At 59.0% G+C, this 21,192-nt stretch carries 14 protein-coding genes; all 14 read right to left on the bottom strand.

Features of this window, described 5'->3' with window-relative positions; genetic code table 11:
- Positions 1–625: 625 nt before the first annotated feature.
- A complete protein-coding gene (locus tag KGA83_RS20840) occupies positions 626–1,660 on the bottom strand; it encodes a hypothetical protein (protein ID WP_223530737.1) in 1,035 nt (344 codons plus the stop codon).
- A 10-nt stretch (positions 1,661–1,670) separates the two neighbouring features.
- On the bottom strand, positions 1,671–5,291 hold the full coding sequence (gene tssM, locus KGA83_RS20835; RefSeq protein ID WP_223530735.1) for a type VI secretion system membrane subunit TssM: 3,621 nt from the start codon (positions 5,289–5,291) through the stop codon (positions 1,671–1,673).
- A gap of 88 nt (positions 5,292–5,379) precedes the next feature.
- Positions 5,380–6,612, bottom strand: coding sequence for a T6SS immunity protein Tli4 family protein (locus KGA83_RS20830; RefSeq protein ID WP_108219948.1), 1,233 nt, complete (start codon positions 6,610–6,612; stop codon positions 5,380–5,382).
- A complete protein-coding gene (locus KGA83_RS20825; protein ID WP_223530733.1) occupies positions 6,600–8,405 on the bottom strand; it encodes an esterase/lipase family protein in 1,806 nt (601 codons plus the stop codon). Before KGA83_RS20825 ends, KGA83_RS20830 begins: the two co-directional genes overlap by 13 nt.
- The gene (locus tag KGA83_RS20820; protein WP_108219969.1) at positions 8,402–8,596 is read right to left on the bottom strand and encodes a hypothetical protein; all 195 of its coding nucleotides are present in this window, start codon (positions 8,594–8,596) and stop codon (positions 8,402–8,404) included. Before KGA83_RS20820 ends, KGA83_RS20825 begins: the two co-directional genes overlap by 4 nt.
- A complete protein-coding gene (locus KGA83_RS20815) occupies positions 8,593–9,870 on the bottom strand; it encodes a T6SS immunity protein Tli4 family protein (RefSeq protein ID WP_115948449.1) in 1,278 nt (425 codons plus the stop codon). The genes KGA83_RS20820 and KGA83_RS20815 overlap by 4 nt, the downstream gene beginning before the upstream one ends.
- On the bottom strand, positions 9,867–11,120 hold the full coding sequence (locus tag KGA83_RS20810) for a T6SS immunity protein Tli4 family protein (RefSeq protein WP_223530722.1): 1,254 nt from the start codon (positions 11,118–11,120) through the stop codon (positions 9,867–9,869). Before KGA83_RS20810 ends, KGA83_RS20815 begins: the two co-directional genes overlap by 4 nt.
- On the bottom strand, positions 11,108–12,904 hold the full coding sequence (locus tag KGA83_RS20805; RefSeq protein WP_223530720.1) for an esterase/lipase family protein: 1,797 nt from the start codon (positions 12,902–12,904) through the stop codon (positions 11,108–11,110). The genes KGA83_RS20810 and KGA83_RS20805 overlap by 13 nt, the downstream gene beginning before the upstream one ends.
- Positions 12,901–13,095, bottom strand: coding sequence for a hypothetical protein (locus KGA83_RS20800; protein WP_108219957.1), 195 nt, complete (start codon positions 13,093–13,095; stop codon positions 12,901–12,903). The genes KGA83_RS20805 and KGA83_RS20800 overlap by 4 nt, the downstream gene beginning before the upstream one ends.
- Positions 13,092–14,366: a T6SS immunity protein Tli4 family protein gene (locus KGA83_RS20795; RefSeq protein ID WP_108219958.1), complete on the bottom strand. Its 1,275-nt coding sequence runs from the start codon at positions 14,364–14,366 to the stop codon at positions 13,092–13,094. The genes KGA83_RS20800 and KGA83_RS20795 overlap by 4 nt, the downstream gene beginning before the upstream one ends.
- Complete coding sequence (locus KGA83_RS20790; RefSeq protein ID WP_223530739.1) at positions 14,366–15,514, bottom strand: T6SS immunity protein Tli4 family protein; 1,149 nt, start codon at positions 15,512–15,514, stop codon at positions 14,366–14,368. Before KGA83_RS20790 ends, KGA83_RS20795 begins: the two co-directional genes overlap by 1 nt.
- A gap of 125 nt (positions 15,515–15,639) precedes the next feature.
- Positions 15,640–16,893, bottom strand: a complete 1,254-nt coding sequence (locus KGA83_RS20785; RefSeq protein ID WP_223530718.1) for a T6SS immunity protein Tli4 family protein — start codon at positions 16,891–16,893, stop codon at positions 15,640–15,642.
- A complete protein-coding gene (locus KGA83_RS20780; RefSeq protein ID WP_223530717.1) occupies positions 16,881–18,635 on the bottom strand; it encodes an esterase/lipase family protein in 1,755 nt (584 codons plus the stop codon). Before KGA83_RS20780 ends, KGA83_RS20785 begins: the two co-directional genes overlap by 13 nt.
- Positions 18,636–18,670: 35 nt before the next feature.
- Entirely contained in the window at positions 18,671–21,190 is a 2,520-nt protein-coding gene (locus KGA83_RS20775; RefSeq protein ID WP_115948435.1) for a type VI secretion system Vgr family protein, read from the bottom strand.
- Between the last annotated feature and the right edge of the window lie 2 nt (positions 21,191–21,192).

Genomic DNA, 21,192 nt, shown 5'->3' with positions numbered 1-21,192 from the left:
ACTCTTCAGTTCAAACATCTTTGGGTTTTGAGAAAACCCTAAACTTGGCTCAGCAATCGTTGGTTACATCTTTGATTTCTCGCGGAGTAACTTGTGATGCTGATAATCTGTTGACTAGCAGTCTGACTCCACAAGCACCCACACGAATTGCTTGATTCAGTTGTTAAAGAGCGGCTGGTTAAGATCTTTCATCTCAACCGAGGTGCGCATCTTACAGCGCATCTTTTCAAATTGCAACCTTAAAAGTTTCTGATTTTTCAACAAAATCAACTACTTAAACCAAGAGCAACATCAAGCTGCTCGTTAGCGGGAGGCGAATAGTACAGTATTAAAATACGTGGTCAACCCCCCACCTGAAAATTCTTTCCCCTGCCAAAGCGCCCGGGCAGCCACCATGAAAACCCCCAGCATCTACATAAAGCATCGAGGCAGCCTATGCGCGGGGAGACCTTTTCGAGAAGCGTCGGGTCATGATGGAGCATTGGGGCAGGTATTTGAGTGAAAAATCAGAATGAGCTTAAGCCCATGCTCGCAGCGCAGACGTGGGTATTCTGCTGCGCCGATCATCATGCAGCTACTATTCGAGCTGCTTCCCAAGCAAAGTGCTCTCCCCCACAACACACGCCTAGCCACCGGAAACCATGGGTGTGATGGAGTACTCTTTCTCCACCTGCCCAACCGCCGCCGCTGCCCCAGCATTAACCATCGCCGGCCGTACCCACACAGTCCGCTCCTCCAACCGTCGAACGTGCCCACGCCGCAGATGCGCGCGCGGCGAAGCATGCTGTCCACCGCCACTTGAAGTGCCGGTTGCACGTGGAGCGCTGATCTGAAGTACGCGATAGCTGAAGAACGGCGGCTTTCCTTTTCCCTGGCGCTTGCGATTGATCAACTTCGGTGCGGCGATCTCTGCTGTGGTGACATTGGCGCAGTTGAGCACCACGCCTGTCTGCAACAGCATTGATACTTCATCACGGGTATCGGACAGGACTCTCGCGGCCACTTCTGCTCCGCAAGAGTGTTCCAGCGCTTGTGCTGCAATCTCCGGCAGCAGCAGGAACGGCGATACGCGAAACTGGCGCAGTTTGCTTAGCGGCAACCCGGCGGCGATGTAGGGTTCGGTCAATAGCTGATTGGTCAGGCCGGCCTCGCCAGGGGAGTAGTCACTGACTTCGTTGTCATGGGGCACAAAGGCGCCGCCCATGGGCAGCTTCCAAAGCCCGGTACGATCCTCCCAGTACAGCGGGATAACGATCACCCCGCCGTGCTCTTCCTGTAGGAAGCCCCGGGTATCCGGCAGCCAATTGGCGACTTCCGGGGACATGGTCAAGCACAGGGCGATACGCTTGGATGAGCGGATGCCACCGTGTTTGTCACCACCGGCTCCGTCCGGCCAGACCCAGGGGGCTTCAAGGGCTACCACTGGATACGGCAGGCGAGCCATATCGACATGCGCCTGGCGCAGCTCGCTCATGTCGACCAACTCGGCACAGTTGGGTAGCAGGAACTTCACGCTGTCATGCAGTTGCTTCGCTACAAACGTGTGGGCCATACGAATACCGGGAAGGTTCTGGCTCAGCAAAGGCAGGCACACTTCCAGTTGCTCCAGGGCCTGAGTCGAATAGTTCAAGCTGCGGACTCGATCGGTCTTATCCATCATGCGGAACTCCTTACCGTTGCGTGACGCTGTCAGTAGCTTTTTTTCTGCCGCGCTCTTCCAGCAACGTCCTCGGCAACACAAACCCCTCAAAACTGCGTTGGGTGATCGGGTTGTTAGCCTTCTCCGCCCCAATCCGATAACGCATCAGCCCATCGGCAACGGCAAAGGTCAGGTCCACGCTGGTGTCGGTTCTTCCATTGAGGTGCCCGCGGCTAAGCAGCCGGAACAACGACCACGGCCCGCGATAGCTCAGGCTGGCGGTATTGCCGGTGCTGTGCACCAGGGTCAGTTGGCTGCCATTGGTGTTGCCCAGGCTGTTGGGCCACACCAGTCCCGTGCGTTGCGGCGCGCCATGCTGGTAGGGGATCAGTTGGCCGTCGACGCTGAGCATGCTGCTCAGGCGGGTGGCGCTCAGGGCCAGGGGTTCGATGGTGAGTTGCACGGCCAAGTGGCCGCGATGGTTGAAGAAGGTGTCGCGGATGCGCTCGACATTTTTCAGCTGTTCCAGCACGTCGCTGCGCACCAGGTAGCCGCCGAGGCTGTCGGAGTACAGCACATCGAGGTTGTCCTTGAGGAATACGTTCAGGTATTGATCGTGAAACTGCTGCAGGCGCCCTTGTGGGCCAAAGAACGCTTCAAAGTCCTCCAGCGAGGCGTCCTCGCCGCTGGCCTTGAACGGGTAACGGCCCGCCAGGCGGTCGCGGTAGAAGCTATAGATCTCACTGTCCCAGCGTTTCTCCAGCTCGCGCAGGGCGGCAATCACCAGCACCTGCGAGGTCTGGTCGGCGAGCTTTTTGACCTGTTGGTTCAGCGGTTCGGGCAGACCCACGGCGACGCGTTGCAGGTTGGCGATCGGGTCGGCACCGCCCAGGGAGAAGCGGTTGAGCACGGTTTTAAGGGCGGCTTTACCGGGGTCGGGATTGTCGTGCACGGCCTTGGCATAGTCGTAGACGGCGCTGACTGAGCGCAGGGTTTCTTCGTAATAGGACGGCTGTTCGCCTTGCGCGGTGATCAGTTCGGCCAGGCTGGAGAACGCGCGCCGAATACCAGCGGCCTGCTGTTGGCCGTCCGATACCTTGTCCAGCGCCAGCGGTGCTTGTCCTTCGGCCAAAGGCACGGCCGGGTAAATCACGCTGTTGTCGCGCAAGGTTTCCAGTAGGCGCCGCAGCGGTGCGGCCGGGCCGGTGACTTGTTCCAACACGGCCACACCGTGGCTGAGGTCGTCGAAATCGGTGACCGCGAACTGATTCAGTGCCCGCCGCCAGCTGTCCACATAGTCGGCGCTGTACAGGGCGCGAATGCGCTGGGTCAGAATTTTGCGGTCTTCATCGGAGTAGTCCAGGCGCTGCCGTTCGCCGAGCACCCATTGGTCGATCATGGCCAGTTCGATGATGCCGTCGGTGCCGGGCTCGAAGTAGTCCTTGAAGCCCTTGGCGGTAAGCAACGGTGGCAACTGCAGGCCGCTGCCCTCTTGATCGGTGTTCAGCGGGCGGTAGACGATATCGAACGCTGGGCCGACCTCATTGCGCAGGTCCAGCGGGCGATGCAAACGCTCCAGAGCGTCCTGTTTCAGGCTCATGTAGACCCGTTCGGCCATGGGCAACTGGCGCAATTGCTGTTGCACCTGGGCAATGCGTTCACGGTAGTGCGGCAGGTCGGCGTCGGCGTATTTCAGCGCGTAGCCCAGGTGGCCCATCAGATCGGCCTGCAACTGGCCCTGGCCTGGATAGGCGCGCTGCCACTGCTTGGCGACCCACTCTTCGACGATGGCCGGGCGGCGGTTTTGCCGCACTTCAAGCATGCGGTAGACGCGCAAGGCCGCCAGTTGCTGATTGCTGCCCGCAGGCGCGGTGTTGATCGCATCCAGCACACCGCTGGCAATCGCCGGCAGGAAGCGCTTGGACAGCAGATTCAGGTACGCCTTATCCACGGTGGGGCCGATCGCCCTCCCCTGATACAACCCCATATCCGACAACAACGGCCACGCTTGGCGATAGTCGCCGTAGACCAGCACTGCATCGCGAATCTGGTCCAGCGGCACCAGCAAGTTGCGGCCGGTGGCGTCGACCTTGGCGTCGATGTCCCGCTCACTGAACTCCTGGCTCTTGGCCAATACGGTGGCCGCTTTGTCGCGGTTGATGTTGAAGTAAAACTGCCAGGTACCGATGGTCACTAAACACCCGAGGGACGCGACGCTGAACCCTGCGATCAGCAGCCGTCGTTTGCTGCGGGCCACCTTGATGTTGTCGCCCGCCAGCCCCGCTTCGGGGTAAATCACTCGCTGGAACAGTTGGTGGGCAAAGTAAATCGCCGTGCCTCCGTCCGGTTTGACCTCGAGTGGCGGTGGCGGCAGTTGATAGGCTTGCCCCGCTTCTTTGACGAAAGCGTTGCTCAGGGTGCCCTTCTGAAGCACCGAGGAGAAATACAGCCCGCGCACCAGCGCCGGGGTGGTGAAGCGATCGCTGCCAAGCATTTCGCTCAAGAAGCCAAACAGCGCCGGGCGCAGGCCCGCCACCTGGTGCGCCAGCGCCTGCAAGCGATCGCGCTCAATCAATGTGCGCGACTCCCTGGCGCCGTCGAAAACTTGCTCGCTCAGGCAGACGACAAAGGCCTGGTATTGGCGTGTCAGTTCCGCCAGCCAAGCATCGAAATCATCCACCGCGTCCAGGCTGAAGGTGAAGCCCAACAGGTCTTCGCGCCCACTGCGCGACAAGTGGGCGAAGAACTCTTCGAAGCCTTCCAACAGGTCGAACTTGCTCAACGTCACGTACACCGGCAGGCGCGTGCCCAACTGCCGCGTCAGCTCAAACAGCCGGGTGCGCAGCAGGTTGGCGTGGGCCTTGCGCTGCTCGGGACGTTGCGCCAACAAGGCCTGCACATCGATCACCAGCACCACGCCGTTCAAGGCCCGACGGCTGCGATTGCGCGTCAGCCAGTCGAGCAGGTGCGACCAGAGGCGCGCATGGGCGCCAGTGGGCAGTACCGGTTTGAGCTTGCCCTCCGCGCCCGACTGCTCCTCATCACTGGCCGCCGACTCCGGGTGGCTGAGAAATTCCCCCGGAGGATCGATCAACACCGCCTCGTCACCGATCCACCAATCCACCGGATAGGCCAGTTGCTCCTCCTGATGAGCCCTGACCCCGGCCTTGGTCACATGGGACAAGGCAAAGCTCTGGTTGGAGCGGGTGATCAGGCTGGTCTTGCCGGCGTTCTCCTCGCCCAGCACCAGGTACCACGGCAGTTGATAGAGCGAACGGCGGCGCTCCATATTGTTCAGCAGGTTGCCCAGGCTGCGATCCAATGCCCGCTCCTGCGCTTCGACATAAGGCAGGCAGGGGTCGGCTTCTAGGGCAACCTCATGTTGGCGTTCGACCTGCAAACGCTGGTAACGCTCCCGCACACGCCACGCCCAGACCAGCAGCGGCGCTACGATCACCACCACACTGACCGAGACCCGCATCGCCAAGTCGGCCAGCGGCTGGTGCTCACGCCAGGTCCACTGTGGCCCCAGCCACCAGATGGCGATCAGCAAGAACACCACGCCCAGCAGCACCAGCACCGGTAGCGCCTGATTGAACTGGCGCAGTAGCGGCAGGCCCCAGCGTTTGAGGTAACTCCAGACCGTTTTCATGAATCGCTCCTAGCGTATTTATAGAATTCGTTGCCTACAGACGGCATGAACGCGTTCCTTTTTGCTCCCGCTAACGCCACGCCCATGGTCATGGCTTGCGCTTTTCAAAGCTGGCGATGAACTCATCGAGGATGCGTTTGTTTTCGGCCGCCTCCTCGGCCGTTGGGCCACGGTCGTTCGCCCAAGGGTCCGGCTTGGGCGCGACTGAACTGGGGCGCATGCGCACGGACTTGAGGATCGCGTCCCACACGGCCATGGCTTCGTAATCGGTGAGGGAGGGGTTGACGGGGTCTGGTGAAGCGGGTTGTTGCCAGAGCGGCAGGTCGTAGCCATTGTTGGCGAATTCGGGCAGGGTCCAGCGAACTAAGTCCTTGGGTTTGTCAGGATTGATTGGAGTTCTTTTTATCCCACCCGCCGACATACGAAAATTCATGCTTGGACGATTCAGGGCGGGATTTTCACGATAGATTTCGGCCCCGAAGAGGATTTGACGGTGAGTGTCGTCACTGAAGCCGATCAGGGATTCTTCCGCCGGCATTCCCGCGAGGGTGATCTTCTTCGTGCGCAGGTTTTCATAATCACCCGCGAGGAAAACCCTCGCGCCCTCCTCGGTCCGGGTCTTTATGCTTTTCGTTTGGCTAGGCGATAACGCATTGACATAAACCTCGAGCGAGACATCCGAAGCAGGAGGCCGAAAATTGAATGTCGCAATCTCCTGATCGTGATGACTGCGGATCACAATCGGCCCAAGCGCAAACCCCGCGCCGGCATTTTCGGGGCTGACTTTGAAGATTTCCTTCGACAGCTTTAATAGACGGGTTTCAACGGGCACCGTATCGCCGTTGTAGGACTCCGCTCTGAGCATGACGTAGACGTCATCGATCAGCAGATGAGACTCATGAACGAATGTTTGGCGGCGTGTTGCTTGCTTGTAGTACTGCAGCAACTTTTCCCTGGGTGAGGCCATTTTCGCCGACACCAGCATCGACACATCTGAATTCTTATAGTTCTTAACCGCCGAAATCCGACGCGCCCGCTCATTCAAGGCCGCATCAAATCGCTCCTGCGTCACACCGTCCCCCAGCACCCGAACCTCAACGGTTGAGTGATCGGCACCCAGTCCATAGTAGAGCATCACATCCCCGCCCCCCGTCCAGTTGGCCGGCAGATCGATCAGGCCTCGGCCCAGCGCCCAGGTGCGCATGTTGCTGGTCAGTTCGTGCACGGTTTGTTTCTCCTGTTCGCTGGGCTGTTTGAAGGCGGTGCACCCGGTGACCGCCCCCAACAGCAGGCCTGTAAAAAAAGCGGTCAACCGGCGCATAGAGGCCTCTTGGCTTTCGCCGCGATCTTGATGAGGGAATAGAGGGTGAATTGCTGGGTTAACGGATTGGCATACGACGCCTCATGGTCGAAGCCGGGTGCCTGAACTTGCTGGCGGATCGAATCCTTGCGTGCCTGCCTGACCGGCGCACGGCCAGAACTCACCGGAACGGTGCCGTCGCCCGCGCCGTCCTGCATGCGGCAGTGCAGCTCCCAATAGCTGGTCTGCACGGTTCTGACCGGCGCGTCGGGATCACCACGCAGGGGTGGCACGGCCTCGGCTTGCCCGCCGACGTACAACGGGCTGCGTCCGTCGTCACGCACTTCATGCATCTGCAGGCTGGACACCGTGAAGGCATCGGGGCTTGAGGCATGGGGACCATTGAGACGAGACCCGCGTCGCATTTCCCAGGTGATGGATTCGAAGCTGGGGTGTTTGTCGTCGTTGCCGTAGTAGACGTAGGTTTGCGGGTGGTATGACCCAGCGATATCCTGGTGAAACTCCTTTGCGCTCCGGATGTTGTCCGCGAATATTTCCCAAGTGATTGCCTTGCCATCCTTCGGCGCCAACCACTCTTCGCGCAGCAATCCCCACCAACGGTCACGTCGCAGATAAATCTCTTCGTAGGGGTCTTTTTCCGGCTGGCGCGGCATGGCCGGCCCGCCTCGCTCGTCGATCAGCCGCAGCCAACCCGGGGCGTAATCCTGGGTGGGCAGCAATTGCAAGGCGCCCGGTGCCTGCGCAAACACGGCGGTCACTTCCTGGCCGGTCGGGCCAATCACCGCACCGGCAATGGGATCTTCGTCGCTCATGCCGACTTTGCAGCGGCGGTAAGCGACCGGCGCGCCGATGGCAGGCATCACCCCATGGACCACACCGGCGATTTTGTCGGCCATGCCCGGCAATTGCGCGCATCGCCTCGCCACCAGCCCACCCATGGAGTGCGTCACCAGAATGACCTGCTGGCAATTGCGACCGTACTGGTGCATCAGCTCGTCGATGCGCTTGGCCAGCCTGGACGCGGCCTGTTCGTTGGAGTCCAGCCAATTGTAACCACAGGCATGCACCGGCATGCGGTAGCCGCCACGCGCCACCAGCTCGTCCGAAAGTATCGACGGCAACTGGCTGGCAAGGTTGGCGCCCAATCCCGGCATGGCGATGGGGATTTCAGGTTTTAACCGGGTGATGTGCGTAGGCCCAGGCTCGACGGCGACAGTGTGCAAATGCTCCGGCCGGATGTCGAATTGTGGCCATTGGTGGGGCAGGAATTGGCTGTTCAGGGTGTCTTCCAGCCAGAGAAGAAAAGCGTGATAACTGGTTTCGCTGACTTCGCCCCAGCCACGTTCTCGATAGCGTTTGGACAAGGCCAAGGCTGCCTTTTTCTTGTCTGGCTCTGGCTGGGTAATGACCGTACCTACGGCGCGTTTAGGCACCGCTCCTTCTCTATCAACTTCCGCACGAACCGGATGCAGAATTTTTTGACGTTCACCTGGCGTTTTAAATATCCAGTTTTTCGCCAACCACATGTTCTTTCCCATGAACCCCGCATCCAACCGCCAGATGGGTACCCCCTCTTCTCCCTGCTCTTCGCTCTCCTGCTCAGCAGGCTTACTCTTCAAATTCGACCCCATGATCCCCGGCACAAAAATCACCGGCAGCACCCCATCCGGCGGCAATATGCAGTGCACCGGGTCGGTGAGATGGCTGGGCGTCAGGGTCCAGGTATGCACCGGGTTACCGCGCGCGTTGTAGGTCATGGGCGCAATACGCGGCGCCGTCGGGTTGTTGGTCATGCGGGGGCTCCGTGTTCAAGCCATTCCAGTACAAGCCCTTCCAGCGTCATGCCCTGTTGCAGGGTGACGAAACCTTCGCCATCGCTGCGCCCTTCGAACCGTGCGCCGTCTCTGCGGACCAAGGCGTAGGCGCGGTTACGGATGGGTTGGTGATGAACGCGGCTACAAGAAGATCGGCAGGCGCTGATCATTGATCTTTATCCCCGGGTGACGGCTTGCGCTTTTCAAAGCTGGCGATGAACTCATCGAGGATGCGTTTGTTTTCGGCCGCCTCCTCGGCCGTTGGGCCACGGTCGTTCGCCCAAGGGTCCGGCTTGGGCGCGACTGAACTGGGGCGCATGCGGACGGACTTGAGGATCGCGTCCCACACGGCCATGGCTTCGTAGTCGGTGAGGGAGGGGTTGACGGGCTCCCGGCGTGCGGGGCGTTGCCAGAGCGGTAGGTCGTAGCCTTTGTTGGCGAAGTTGGGCAGGGTCCAGCGAACGAGGTCTTTTGGTTTATTCGGGTCAATGGCGGAGCGTTTTTTTCCGCCTGCCGACAAACGCAAACTCATGGCTGGGCGACTCAGTGAAGGAGTGTCGCGATAGTTCTCGCTCACGAAGAGTATTTGACGGTGAGTGTCATCGCTGAAGCCGATCAGGGACTCTTCGGCTTGCATGTCGGCCAATGTAACTTTCCCAGCTCGCAGGTTTTCATAATCACCGGCGAGAAATATTTGCGTGTCTTTTTGGGTGCGGATGTGCAAGCGCTCGTCGTCATCCGGTGAGAGCGCGTTGATGTAGACATTCAGCGCCACATCCGAAGCCGGGGGACGAAAGTAGAAACTGGCGATCTCCTGATCATGATGGCTTCTGATCACGATAGGCCCCAAGGCAAAGCCTGCACCTGCACTCTGCGGTGCAACCTTGAATATTTCCTTGGAGAGTTTTAGCAGGCGGTTTTCGACGGGCTGGGTCTTTCCATTGAATGAGTCGGCGCGGAGCATGACGTAGACATCATCAATCAACAGGTGAGCCTCATGAACGAACCAGTCCGGAAGCTCAGTGCTCTCGTAGTACTGTAGTAATTTACTCTGCCCATCTGCTTTTTTTACCGACACTAACATCGGGGCATTTCCCTGCTTATAATTTTTGACCGCTGCAATTCGACGGGTCCGCTCATTCAAAGCGGCATCAAAGCGCTCCTGCGTCACGCCTTCGCCCAATACACGCACCTCGACGGAGGAATGATCGGCACCCAGACCGTAATAGAGCTTTACATCCCCGCCTCCATTCCAATTCGCAGGCAAATCAATCAAGCCTCGGCCCAACGCCCAGGTGCGCATGTTGCTGGTCAGTTCGTGCACGGTTTGTTTCTCCTGTTCACTGGGCTGTTTGAAGGCGGTGCACCCCGTGAGCAACGCAAGCGTCAAGCATGTGAAAAACAGGCGCCGCCTGCGCAGATGAGGCTGGGGGGTGCTGATCATTGATCTTTGTCCCCTGGAAACGGTTTGCGCTTTTCAAAGCTGGCGATGAACTCATCGAGGATGCGTTTGTTTTCGGCCGCCTCCTCGGCCGTTGGGCCACGGTCGTTCGCCCAAGGGTCCGGCTTGGGCGCGACTGAGCCGTAGCGGATGCGTACGGACTTGAGGATGGCGTCCCACACGGCCATGGCTTCGTAATCGGTGAGGGAGGGGTTGACGGGGTCTGGTGAAGCAGGTTGTTGCCAGAGCGGCAGGTCGTAGCCTTTGTTGGCGAACTGGGGCAGGGTCCAGCGGACGAGGTCTTCGGGCTCATCGGGATCATCTGGCTCTCCTTTCATGCCGCCTGCCGACAAGCGGATGCTCATACCAGGCCGAGCCAGCGAGGGATTGTCCCGGTAGTTTTCGCTCACGAAGAGTATTTGACGGTGAGTGTCATCGCTGAAGCCGATCAGGGACTCTTCGGCTTGCATGCCGGCCAACATGATTTTTCCAGTGCGCAGATTTTCGTAATCACCTGCGAGAAAAATTTGCCCGTCTTTTGGAGTGCGAACATGCAAACGCTCTTCATCATCAGGTGATAATGCGTTGATGTAGATGCTCAGTGAGACATCCGAGGCAGGAGGACTGAACTCGAAGCTGGCTATCTCCTGATCGTGATGACTGCGGATCACAATCGGCCCAAGCGCAAACCCCGCGCCGGCATTTTCGGGGGTGACTTTGAAGATTTCCTTCGACAGCTTTAATAGTTGGGCTTGAACGGGATCCGTATCGCCGTCGTAGGATTGAGCTCTGAGCATGACGTAGACGTCATCGATCAGCAGATGAGACTCATGAACGAATGTTTGGCGGCGTGTTGCTTGCTTGTAGTACTGCAGCAACTTTTCCCTGGGTGAGGCCATTTTCGCCGACACCAGCATCGACACATCTGAATTCTTATAGTTCTTAACCGCCGAGATCCGACGCGCCCGCTCCTGCAAGGCCGCATCAAATCGCTCCTGCGTCACGCCCTCCCCCAAGATCAAGACCTCAACGCTTGAGTGATCAGCTCCCAATCCGTAGTACAGCTTCACATCCCCGCCACCACTCCAGTTGGCGGGCAGATCGATCAGGCCTCGGCCCAGCGCCCAGGTGCGCATGTTGCTGGTCAATTCGTGCACGGTTTGTTTCTCCTGTTCGGTGGGCTGTTTGAAGGCGGTGCACCCGGCGACCGCCCCCAACAGCAGGCCTGTAAAAAAAGCGGTCAACCGGCGCATAGCGGCCTCTTGGCTTTCGCTGCGATTTTGATGAGGGAGTAAAGAGTGAATTGCTGGGTTAACGGATTGGCGTACGACGCTTCATGATCGAAGCCGGGCGCCTGGACTTGCTGGCGGATCGAATCCTTGCGTGCCTGCCTGACCGGCGCACGACCAGAACTCACCGGAACGGTGCCGTCGCCCGCGCCGTCCTGCATGCGGCAGTGCAGCTCCCAATAGCTGGTCTGCACGGTTCTGACCGGCGCGTCGGGATCACCGCGCAGGGGTGGCACGGCCTCGGCTTGCCCGCCGACGTACAACGGGCTGCGTCCGTCGTCGCGCACTTCATGCATCTGCAGGCTGGACACCGTGAAGGCATCGGGGCTTGAGGCATGGGGGCCATTGAGACGAGACCCGCGTCGCATTTCCCAGGTGATGGATTCGAAGCTGGGGTGCTTGTCGTCGTTGCCGTAGTAGACGTAGGTTTGCGGGTGGTATGACCCAGCGATGTCCTGGTGAAACTCCTTTGCGCTCCGGATGTTATCCGCGAAATCTTTCCACGTGATCGGATCCCCATCCTTCGGCGCCAACCACTCTTCGCGCAGCAATCCCCACCAACGGTCACGTCGCAGATAAATCTCTTCGTAGGGGTCTTTTTCCGGCTGGCGCGGCATGGCCGGCCCGCCTCGCTCGTCGATCAGCCGCAGCCACCCCGGGGCATAATCCTGGGTGGGCAGCAATTGCAAGGCTCCGGGCGCCTGCGCAAACACAGCGGTGACCTCCTGGCCGGTCGGGCCAATCACCGCACCGGCAATGGGGTCCTCGTCGCTCATGCCGACTTTGCAGCGGCGGTAAGCGACCGGCGCGCCGATGGCAGGCATCACCCCATGGACCACACCGGCGATCTTGTCGGCCATGCCCGGCAGTTGCGCGCATCGCCTCGCCACCAGCCCACCCATGGAATGCGTCACCAGAATCACCTGCTGGCAATTGCGACCGTACTGGTGCATCAGCTCGTCGATGCGCTTGACCAGCCTGGACGCGGCCTGTTCGTTGGAGTCCAGCCAGTTGTAACCACAGGCATGCACCGGCATGCGGTAGCCGCCACGCGCCACCAACTCGTCCGAAAGTATCGACGGCAACTGGCTGGCGAGGTTGGCGCCCAATCCCGGCATGGCGATGGGGATTTCAGGTTTTAACCGGGTGATGTGCGTAGGCCCAGGCTCGACGGCCACGGTGTGCAAGTGCTCCGGCCGGATGTCGAATTGTGGCCATTGGTGGGGCAGGAATTGGCTGTTCAGGGCGTCTTCCAGCCAAAGCAGAAAAGCGTGGTAGCTGGTTTCGCTGACTTCGCCCCAGCCACGTTCTTCGTAGCGTTTGGTCAGGGCCAAGATTGTTTTTTTCTTGTCCCTCTCTGGCGGCACTAAAACCGTGCCGGCAGCACGTTTCGGCACAGCACCTTTGTTGTCGACCTCCACCCTGGCCGGATGCAACAGTTGCTGTCGTATGCCAGCCTTTTTGTTCATCCAGTTCAGGGCCAACCACATATTCTTACCCATGAACCCCGCATCCAACCGCCAGACGGGACCCGCCTTCTTATTTTTCTTCCCTTTCTCCGGCTTACTCTCCAAATTCGACCCCATGATCCCCGGCACGAAAATCACCGGCAGCACCCCATCCGGCGGCAATATGCAGTGCACCGGGTCGGTGATATGGCTGGGCGTCAGGGTCCAGGTATGCACCGGGTTACCGCGCGCGTTGTAGGTCATGGGCGCAATACGCGGCGCTGTCGGGTTATCGGTCATGCGGGATCTCCGTGTTCAAGCCATTCCAGTACAAGCCCTTCCAGCGTCATGCCCTGTTGCAGGGTGACGAAGCCTTCGCCATCGCTGCGCCCGTCGAACCGTGCGCCGTCTTTGCGGACCAAGGCGTAGGCGCGGTTACGGATGGGTTGGTGATGAATGCGGCTACAAGAAGATCGGCAGGCGCTGATCATTGATCTTTATCCCCGGGTGACGGTTTGCGCTTTTCAAAGCTGGCGATGAACTCATCGAGGATGCGTTTGTTTTCGGCCGCCTCCTCGGCCGTTGGGCCACGGTCGTTCGCCCAAGGGTCCGGCTTGGGCGCGACTGAGTTGGGGCGCATCCGCACGGACTTGAGGATCGCGTCCCACACGGCCATGGCTTCGTAATCGGAGAGGGAGGGGTTGACGGGGTCTGGTGAAGCAGGTTGCTGCCAGAGCGGCAGTTCGTAACCTTTGTTGGCGAATTCGGGCAGGGTCCAACGAACGAGGTCGACTTCAACATCAGGATTCTTTGGCCTGCTTTTAATACCGCCTGCTGTCAGACTGAAACTCATGAAGGGACTACTCAGTGAGCGCGCTTTACGGTAGTTCTCCGCAAGGAAAAGGAGTTGACGATGGGTATCATCACTGAAGCCAATTAAAAGCTCCTCGGCTCGCATACTCGCAATGCTTGTCGCACCGCCTCGCAAGTTGTCGTAATCGTCAGCTAGAAAAACTCTGGTTGTTTCTTTGGTGCGGATTAGCAAGGGCTCACTTTCGCCTGGCGAAAGCGCGTTGACATAGACCTCCAGCGACACATCCGAAGCCGGAGGCCGAAAATTGAATGTCGCGATCTCCTGATCGTGGTGGCTGCGGATCACAATCGGCCCAAGCGCAAACCCCGCGCCGGCATTTTCGGGGGTGACTTTGAAGATTTCCTTCGACAGCTTTAACAGATGGGTTTCAACGGGCACCGTATCGCCGTTGTAGGACTCCGCTCTGAGCATGACGTAGACGCCATCGATCAGCAGATGAGACTCATGAACGAATGTTTGGCGGCGTGTTGCTTGCTTGTAGTACTGCAGCAACTTTTCCCTGGGTGAGGCCATTTTCGCCGACACCAGCATCGACACATCTGAATTCTTATAGTTCTTAACCGCCGAGATCCGACGCGCCCGCTCCTGCAAGGCCGCATCAAATCGCTCCTGCGTCACGCCGTCCCCCAGCACCCGAACCTCAACGGTTGAGTGATCGGCCCCCAGTCCGTAGTAGAGCATCACATCCCCGCCACCCGTCCAGTTGGCCGGCAGATCGATCAGCCCACGGCCCAACGCCCAGGTGCGCATGTTGTTGGTCAGTTCGTGCACGGTTTGTTTCTCCTGTTTGCTGGGTTGTTTGAAGGCGGTGCACCCGGCGAGCAACGCAAGCGTCAAGCATGTGAAAAACAGGCGCCGCCTGCGCAGATGAGACTGGGGGGTGCTCATCATTGATCTTTGTCCCCTGGAAACGGTTTGCGCTTTTCAAAGCTGGCGATGAACTCATCGAGGATGCGTTTGTTTTCGGCCGCCTCCTCGGCCGTTGGGCCACGGTCGTTCGCCCAAGGGTCCGGTTTGGGCGCGACTGAGCCGTAGCGAATGCGCACGGACTTTAGGATTGCATCCCACACGGCCATGGCTTCGTAGTCGGTGAGGGACGGATTGACGGGGTCTGGTGAAGCAGGTTGCTGCCAGAGCGGCAGTTCGTAACCTTTGTTGGCGAATTGGGGCAGGGTCCAGCGCACGAGATCTTCGGGCTCGTTGGGATCATCTGGCTCTCCTTTCATGCCACCTGCCGATAAACGGATACTCATGCCAGGCCGAGCCAGCGAGGGATTGTCCCGGTAGTTTTCGCTCACGAAGAGTATTTGACGGTGAGTATCGTCACTGAAACCGATCAGGGACTCTTCAGCTTGCATGCCGGCCAACATGATTTTTCCAGCGCGCAGATTTTCGTAATCGCCGGCGAGAAATATTTGCGTGTCTTTTGGGGTGCGGACGTGCAAGCGTTCTTTGTCATCAGGTGAGAGCGCGTTGATGTAGATGTTCAGCGATACGTCAGAAGCAGGCGGGCTAAAATCGAAGCTGGCGATTTCCTGATCGTGATGACTTCTGATTACGATAGGCCCCAACGCAAAGCCTGCACCTGCACTCTCCGGTGCAACCTTGAGTATTTCCTTGGAGAGTTTTAGCAGGCGGTTTTCGACGGGCTGGGTCTTTCCATTGAATGAGTCGGCGCGGAGCATGACGTAGACATCATCAATCAACAGGTGAGCCTCATGAACGAACCAGTCCGGAAGCTCAGTGCTCTCGTAGTACTGTAGTAATTTACTCTGCCCATCTGCTTTTTTTACCGACACTAACATCGGGGCATTTCCCTGCTTATAATTTTTGACCGCTGCAATTCGACGGGTCCGCTCATTCAAAGCGGCATCAAAGCGCTCCTGCGTCACGCCTTCGCCCAATACACGCACCTCGACGGAGGAATGATCGGCGCCCAGACCGTAATAGAGCTTTACATCCCCGCCTCCATTCCAATTCGCAGGCAAATCAATCAAGCCTCGGCCCAGCGACCAGGTGCGCATGTCGGTAGTCATTTCGCTCACGTTGTGTTTCTCCTGTTCGCTGGGCTGTTTGAAGGCGGTGCACCCCGTGAGCAACGCAAGCGTCAAGCATGTGAAAAACAGGCGCCGCCTGCGCAGATGAGGTTGGGGGGTGCTGATCATTGATCTTTGTCCCCTGGAAACGGTTTGCGCTTTTCAAAACTGGCAATGAACTCATCGAGGATGCGTTTGTTTTCGGCCGCATCCTCGGCCGTTGGGCCACGGTCGTTCGCCCAAGGGTCCGGCTTGGGCGCGACTGAGCCGTAGCGAATGCGCACGGACTTTAGGATTGCATCCCACACGGCCATGGCTTCGTAGTCGGTGAGGGACGGATTGACGGGGTCTGGTGAAGCAGGTTGCTGCCAGAGCGGCAGTTCGTAACCTTTGTTGGCGAATTCGGGCAGGGTCCAACGAACGAGGTCGACTTCAACATCAGGATTCTTTGGCCTGCTTTTAATACCGCCTGCTGTCAAACTGAAACTCATGAAGGGACTACTCAGCGAGCGCGCTTTACGGTAGTTCTCTGCAAGGAAAAGGAGTTGACGATGGGTATCATCACTGAAGCCAATTAAAAGCTCCTCGGCTCGCATACTCGCAATGCTTGTCGCACCGCCTCGCAAGTTGTCGTAATCGTCAGCTAGAAAAATTCTGGATGTTTCTTTGGTGCGGATTAGCAAGGGCTCACTTTCGCCTGGCGAAAGCGCGTTGACATAGACCTCCAGCGACACATCCGAAGCAGGAGGCCGAAAATTGAATGTCGCGATTTCCTGATCGTGATGACTGCGAATCACAATCGGCCCAAGCGCAAACCCCGCGCCGGCATTTTCGGGGGTGACTTTGAAGATTTCCTTTGACAGCTTTAAAAGGCGTCCTTCAACAGGGGCGGTATTGCCTTTGAAGGATTCTGCTCGGAGCATGATGTAGGCATCATCGACCAACAGATGGAGTTCATGAACGAAAGTCTGGCGCCGTGTTTGACGCATGTAGTATTGGAACATGACACTTTGCCGTGTCTCCCCTCTGGCCGACACCAGCATCGATACATCATCCATTTCATAGTTCTTGACCGCTGCAATCCTTCTGGCACGCTCCTGCAAGGCTGCGTTAAAACGTTGCTGCGTCACACCCTCCCCCAAGATCAAGACCTCAACGCTTGAATGATCAGCGCCCAATCCGTAGTACAGTTTCACATCCCCGCCCCCCGTCCAGTTGGCCGGCAGATCGATCAGGCCTCGGCCCAGCGCCCAGGTGCGCATGTTGCTGGTCAGTTCGTGCACGGTTTGTTTCTCCTGTTCGGTGGGTTGTTTGAAGGCGGTGCACCCGGCGACCGCCCCCAACAGCAGGCCTATAAAAAAAGCGGTCAACCGGCGCATAGCGGCCTCTTGGCTTTCGCCGCGATCTTGATGAGGGAGTAAAGGGTGAATTGCTGGGTTAACGGATTGGCATACGACGCCTCATGGTCGAAGCCGGGCGCCTGGACTTGCTGACGGATCGAATCCTTGCGCGCCTGCCTGATCGGCGCACGGCCAGAGCTCACCGGAACGGTGCCATCGCCCGCGCCGTCCTGCATGCGGCAGTGCAGCTCCCAATAGCTGGTCTGCACGGTTCTGACTGGTGAATCGGGGTCACCGCGCAGTGGTGGCACGGCCTCGGCTTGCCCGCCGACGTAAAACGGGCTACGTCCGTCGTCACGCACCTCATGCATCTGCAGGCTGGACACCGTGAAGGCATCGGGGCTTGAGGCATGGGGGCCGTTGAGGCGAGATCCGCGTCGCATTTCCCAGGTGATGGATTCGAAGCTGGGGTGTTTGTCGTCGTTGCCGTAGTAGACGTAGGATTGCGGATGATAGACGCCCGCGATTTTCTGATGGAATTGTTTCGCTTCCGATATGTTCTCCTCAAAAGTTTCCCAGGTAATCGGATCCCCATCCTTCGGCGCCAACCACTCTTCACGCAGCAATCCCCACCAACGGTCGCGGCGCAGATAAATCTCTTCGTATGGGTCTTTTTCCGGCTGGCGCGGCATGGCCGGCCCGCCTCGCTCGTCGATCAGCCGCAGCCAACCCGGGGCATAATCCTGGGTGGGCAGCAATTGCAAGGCGCCCGGTGCCTGCGCAAACACAGCGGTGACCTCCTGGCCGGTCGGGCCAATCACCGCACCGGCAATGGGATCTTCGTCGCTCATGCCGACTTTGCAGCGGCGGTAAGCGACCGGTGCGCCGATGGCAGGCATCACCCCATGCACGACGCCAGCAATTTTGGCGGCCATGCCCGGCAGTTGCGCGCATCGCCTCGCCACCAGCCCACCCATGGAATGCGTCACCAGAATCACCTGCTGGCAATTGCGACCGTACTGGTGCATCAGCTCATCGATGCGCTTGGCCAGCCTGGACGCGGCCTGTTCGTTGGAGTCCAGCCAGTTGTAACCACAGGCATGCACCGGCATGCGGTAGCCGCCACGCGCTATCAGCTCGTCCGAAAGTATCGACGGCAACTGGCTGGCAAGGTTGGCGCCCAATCCCGGCATGGCGATGGGGATTTCAGGTTTTAACCGGGTGATGTGCGTAGGCCCAGGCTCGACGGCGACGGTGTGCAAATGCTCCGGCCGGATGTCGAATTGCGGCCATTGGTGGGGCAGGAATTGGCTGTTCAGGGTGTCTTCCAGCCAAAGCAGAAAAGCGTGATAACTGGTTTCGCTGACTTCGCCCCAGCCACGTTCTTCGTAGCGTTTGGTCAGGGCCGAGAGGGTCTTTTTTCTGTCCAATCCTGGCAGAGCGATCACCGAGCCGGCGGGGCGTTTAGGTACCGCGCCTTTGTTATCAACAGCAGTCCTTAGCGGGTGCAGCTTTTTTTGTCTAACACCCGCTGACTTTCTAATCCAGTTTGTAGCCAGCCACATATTCTTACCGAGAAATCCAGCATCCAACCTCCAGACAGGGACGCCCTCAACCTCCAGATTTTCAGTCTTACTCTTCAAATTCGACCCCATGATCCCCGGCACGAAAATCACCGGCAGCACCCCATCCGGCGGCAATATGCAGTGCACCGGGTCGCTGATATGGCTGGGCGTCAGGGTCCAGGTATGCACAGGGTTACCCCGGGCGTTGTAGGTCATCGGGGCGACGCGCGGTGTCGACGGGTTATCAGTCATCAAAGGTCTCCTTGCTCGAGCCATTCCAGTACAAGCCCTTCAAGCGTCATGCCCTGTTGCAGGGTGACGAAGCCATCACCATCGGTACGGCCTTCGAAACGTGCGCCGTCTTTGCGCACCAGAGCGTAGGCACGGTTGCGGATGGGTTGACCGTCCGGGAAAAAGGTTTGAAAGCGTTCGTTGAACGATGTGCTGGGCCAGCTATTGAGTTCCGTTGCGGCATTGCTTGGGTCAATGAAGTACTTGTTCGCAGCCTTCACCGTGAAATTGCCTGGCATTCCCAACTCGATATTGCCGCCCTGCATCTTGATATAAGCCCCACCGCACAACAGGGTGATGTGCTTGTCTGCCGCCACCAGCACGTGTTGCTGGCTGGCGCTGATTTCCACGCTTTGATCCGCTTGCACATGGATGCTGTTGTGCTGGGCCTGCAACAGCAGCTGGCCGTTATGGGCGATATGGCGCATGTCGCCACCCTGGGCAAACAGTCCGAGCTCATCGCCTGCATTGATCACCACTTTCCTGCCGGCGGTGAGTTGCTGATTTTGTTGCGCCACGCTATCGATGTGCTCGCCTGCACCCATGGCAATACTGCGGGACGTCGCGGCAGCGATGCCGGCAGGCCCACTTAACGCGATGATGGGTTGCGTGCCATTGCCGGAACCATTGGCCTGATCATTGGCACCATGGCCCAACGCATTCACGGCATCAGTCAGGGACTGTTGCGGCTGCGAATCCTGGGCAATTCCTTGGGCATTTTCGGCAGATGCTCCCAGCTGTTTGGCCAATGTCAGGGCGGCTTGCAACACCTCGATCACCTGCTGGCGTTCCAGTTGACCCGCACCGGCCTTCAGTTGAGCTTCAGCGGTCAGCAATAAACCTTTTGCTGCGCGCAATGCGCCGTGACCATCCGTACGCAACTCAAAACCTTCCCCTCTAGGTTTACCGCCGCCATAGTGGCGTGGATGAGTGAGGTAACCCAGATGCAGCGCGCTATGTTCGTGATCACTCATTAGCGCCGCGCTGATTTGCGCAGTGGTGTCGTCAATGCGCAACTCGTTGGCTCGTGTACCCTTGAACTCGCGACTTTTGGTCGTCGCTACGGCGTTGAGCTTAGGCAGTTCATAGGGCGGCAGATTGGTCTCGCGGTAGGCGCGGCCCGTGGCGATAGGCTGATCCGGATCGCCATCCAGGAAGCTGATGATCAGTTCCTGATTGACCCGAGGCACGGCCATGGCGCCCCAAGTCGCACCCGCCCAGCCTTGGGCCACACGGATCCAGCACGAACTCTGATCGTTGTTTTTGTCCGCGCGATCCCACGGGAACTGCACCTTGACCCGGCCCCATTCGTCGCAATAAATCTCTTCCCCTGGCGGGCCGACCACCGTGGCGATCTGCGGACCGTCGATGCACGGTTTGTCGCACAGCGGCGCTTTCCAGTCGGAGGTCCAGCGGATGGCGCTGGCCTTCATCTCATAGGACGTGCCGCGGTCACTGCCGAAGGCTTCTTCCTGCAAACTGGTGTGCTGTTTGCCTTCGTGCTGGATGGCGATGGTGCGCCAGCGGTCATTGAAGTCCTCACGCGGGTGCTCGTTGAGGTCGAACGCCAACCCCGGTTGCAGGCGCGCATCGTCGCCTGCCAGATGGGCCAGCTTGGCGTCGTTGCGCAGGGCGGCCAGGCGGGTTTTGGTAAAGGGCTTGCCGGCGATGTCGCGTTTGTAGCGGCCGGGATAGTCGTAACGTTCGTAGTCCTGGTGCTGGTTGTTCAGGTCCTGGTCGCCGGTGGCGGTGTGCTGCTGGTTGTAGTACGGGTGGGTGAAGGTGTAGTCGCGCTGCACCTGGCGCGCAGTACGGATTTGCTCGGTGTAGTGGAAGCGGGTCAACGCCGGTTCCATGGAGTCGCCGCCACCCATGGGCTGGTAGAGCACCGGACAATCGGTGTGGGTGCCAATGGTGCCCAGTCCGCCGACGCGGTCGGTGAGGACCAGGGTGTGGCCGTCGGCACGGTGTTCGAAGCTGTAGAGCAGGCCTTCTTCGGCGGCGAGGCGGGCGATGAAATCGAGGTCGGTTTCGCCGGCCTGTACGCAGTACTCGCGGGGTTGGTGTTCGAAGCAGATTTCAGTGCGGATGTCGGTGAGCTGTTGCTCGGTGAGCACGCTGGTGATGATGTCGGGCACGGTCTGGCCCTGGAAGATGCGCCAGTTGGAACGCAGGTCGAAACGCGCCAAGGTCGGTTCGACCACGGCCGTGTAGCGGGTGCGGCGAAAGCCGGTGTCGCCCTGGGTGAACAGGCTCACCAGGCCATGGACGTAACGCACCGGCGTCTCGCCACGCCAGAGGGTGAACAGCCCCGCCAGGTCGAGCACCCGATTGAAGTCGATGGCGGCGTTGTGGCTGGCCAATTGCAGTTCAAGTGTGAACGGCTGGGACAGGCCCTCTTCAAGCGTGAATGAAACCACGTCGAAGGCGTCGCCCTTCAAAGGCTCGAAGGTGAAACGCAAGTCAATTTGGCGGGGCATCG

This window comes from Pseudomonas sp. GL-R-19 (assembly GCF_019956375.1).
GTDB lineage: Bacteria > Pseudomonadota > Gammaproteobacteria > Pseudomonadales > Pseudomonadaceae > Aquipseudomonas.
This window is presented reverse-complemented; position numbering and strand designations above follow the sequence as displayed.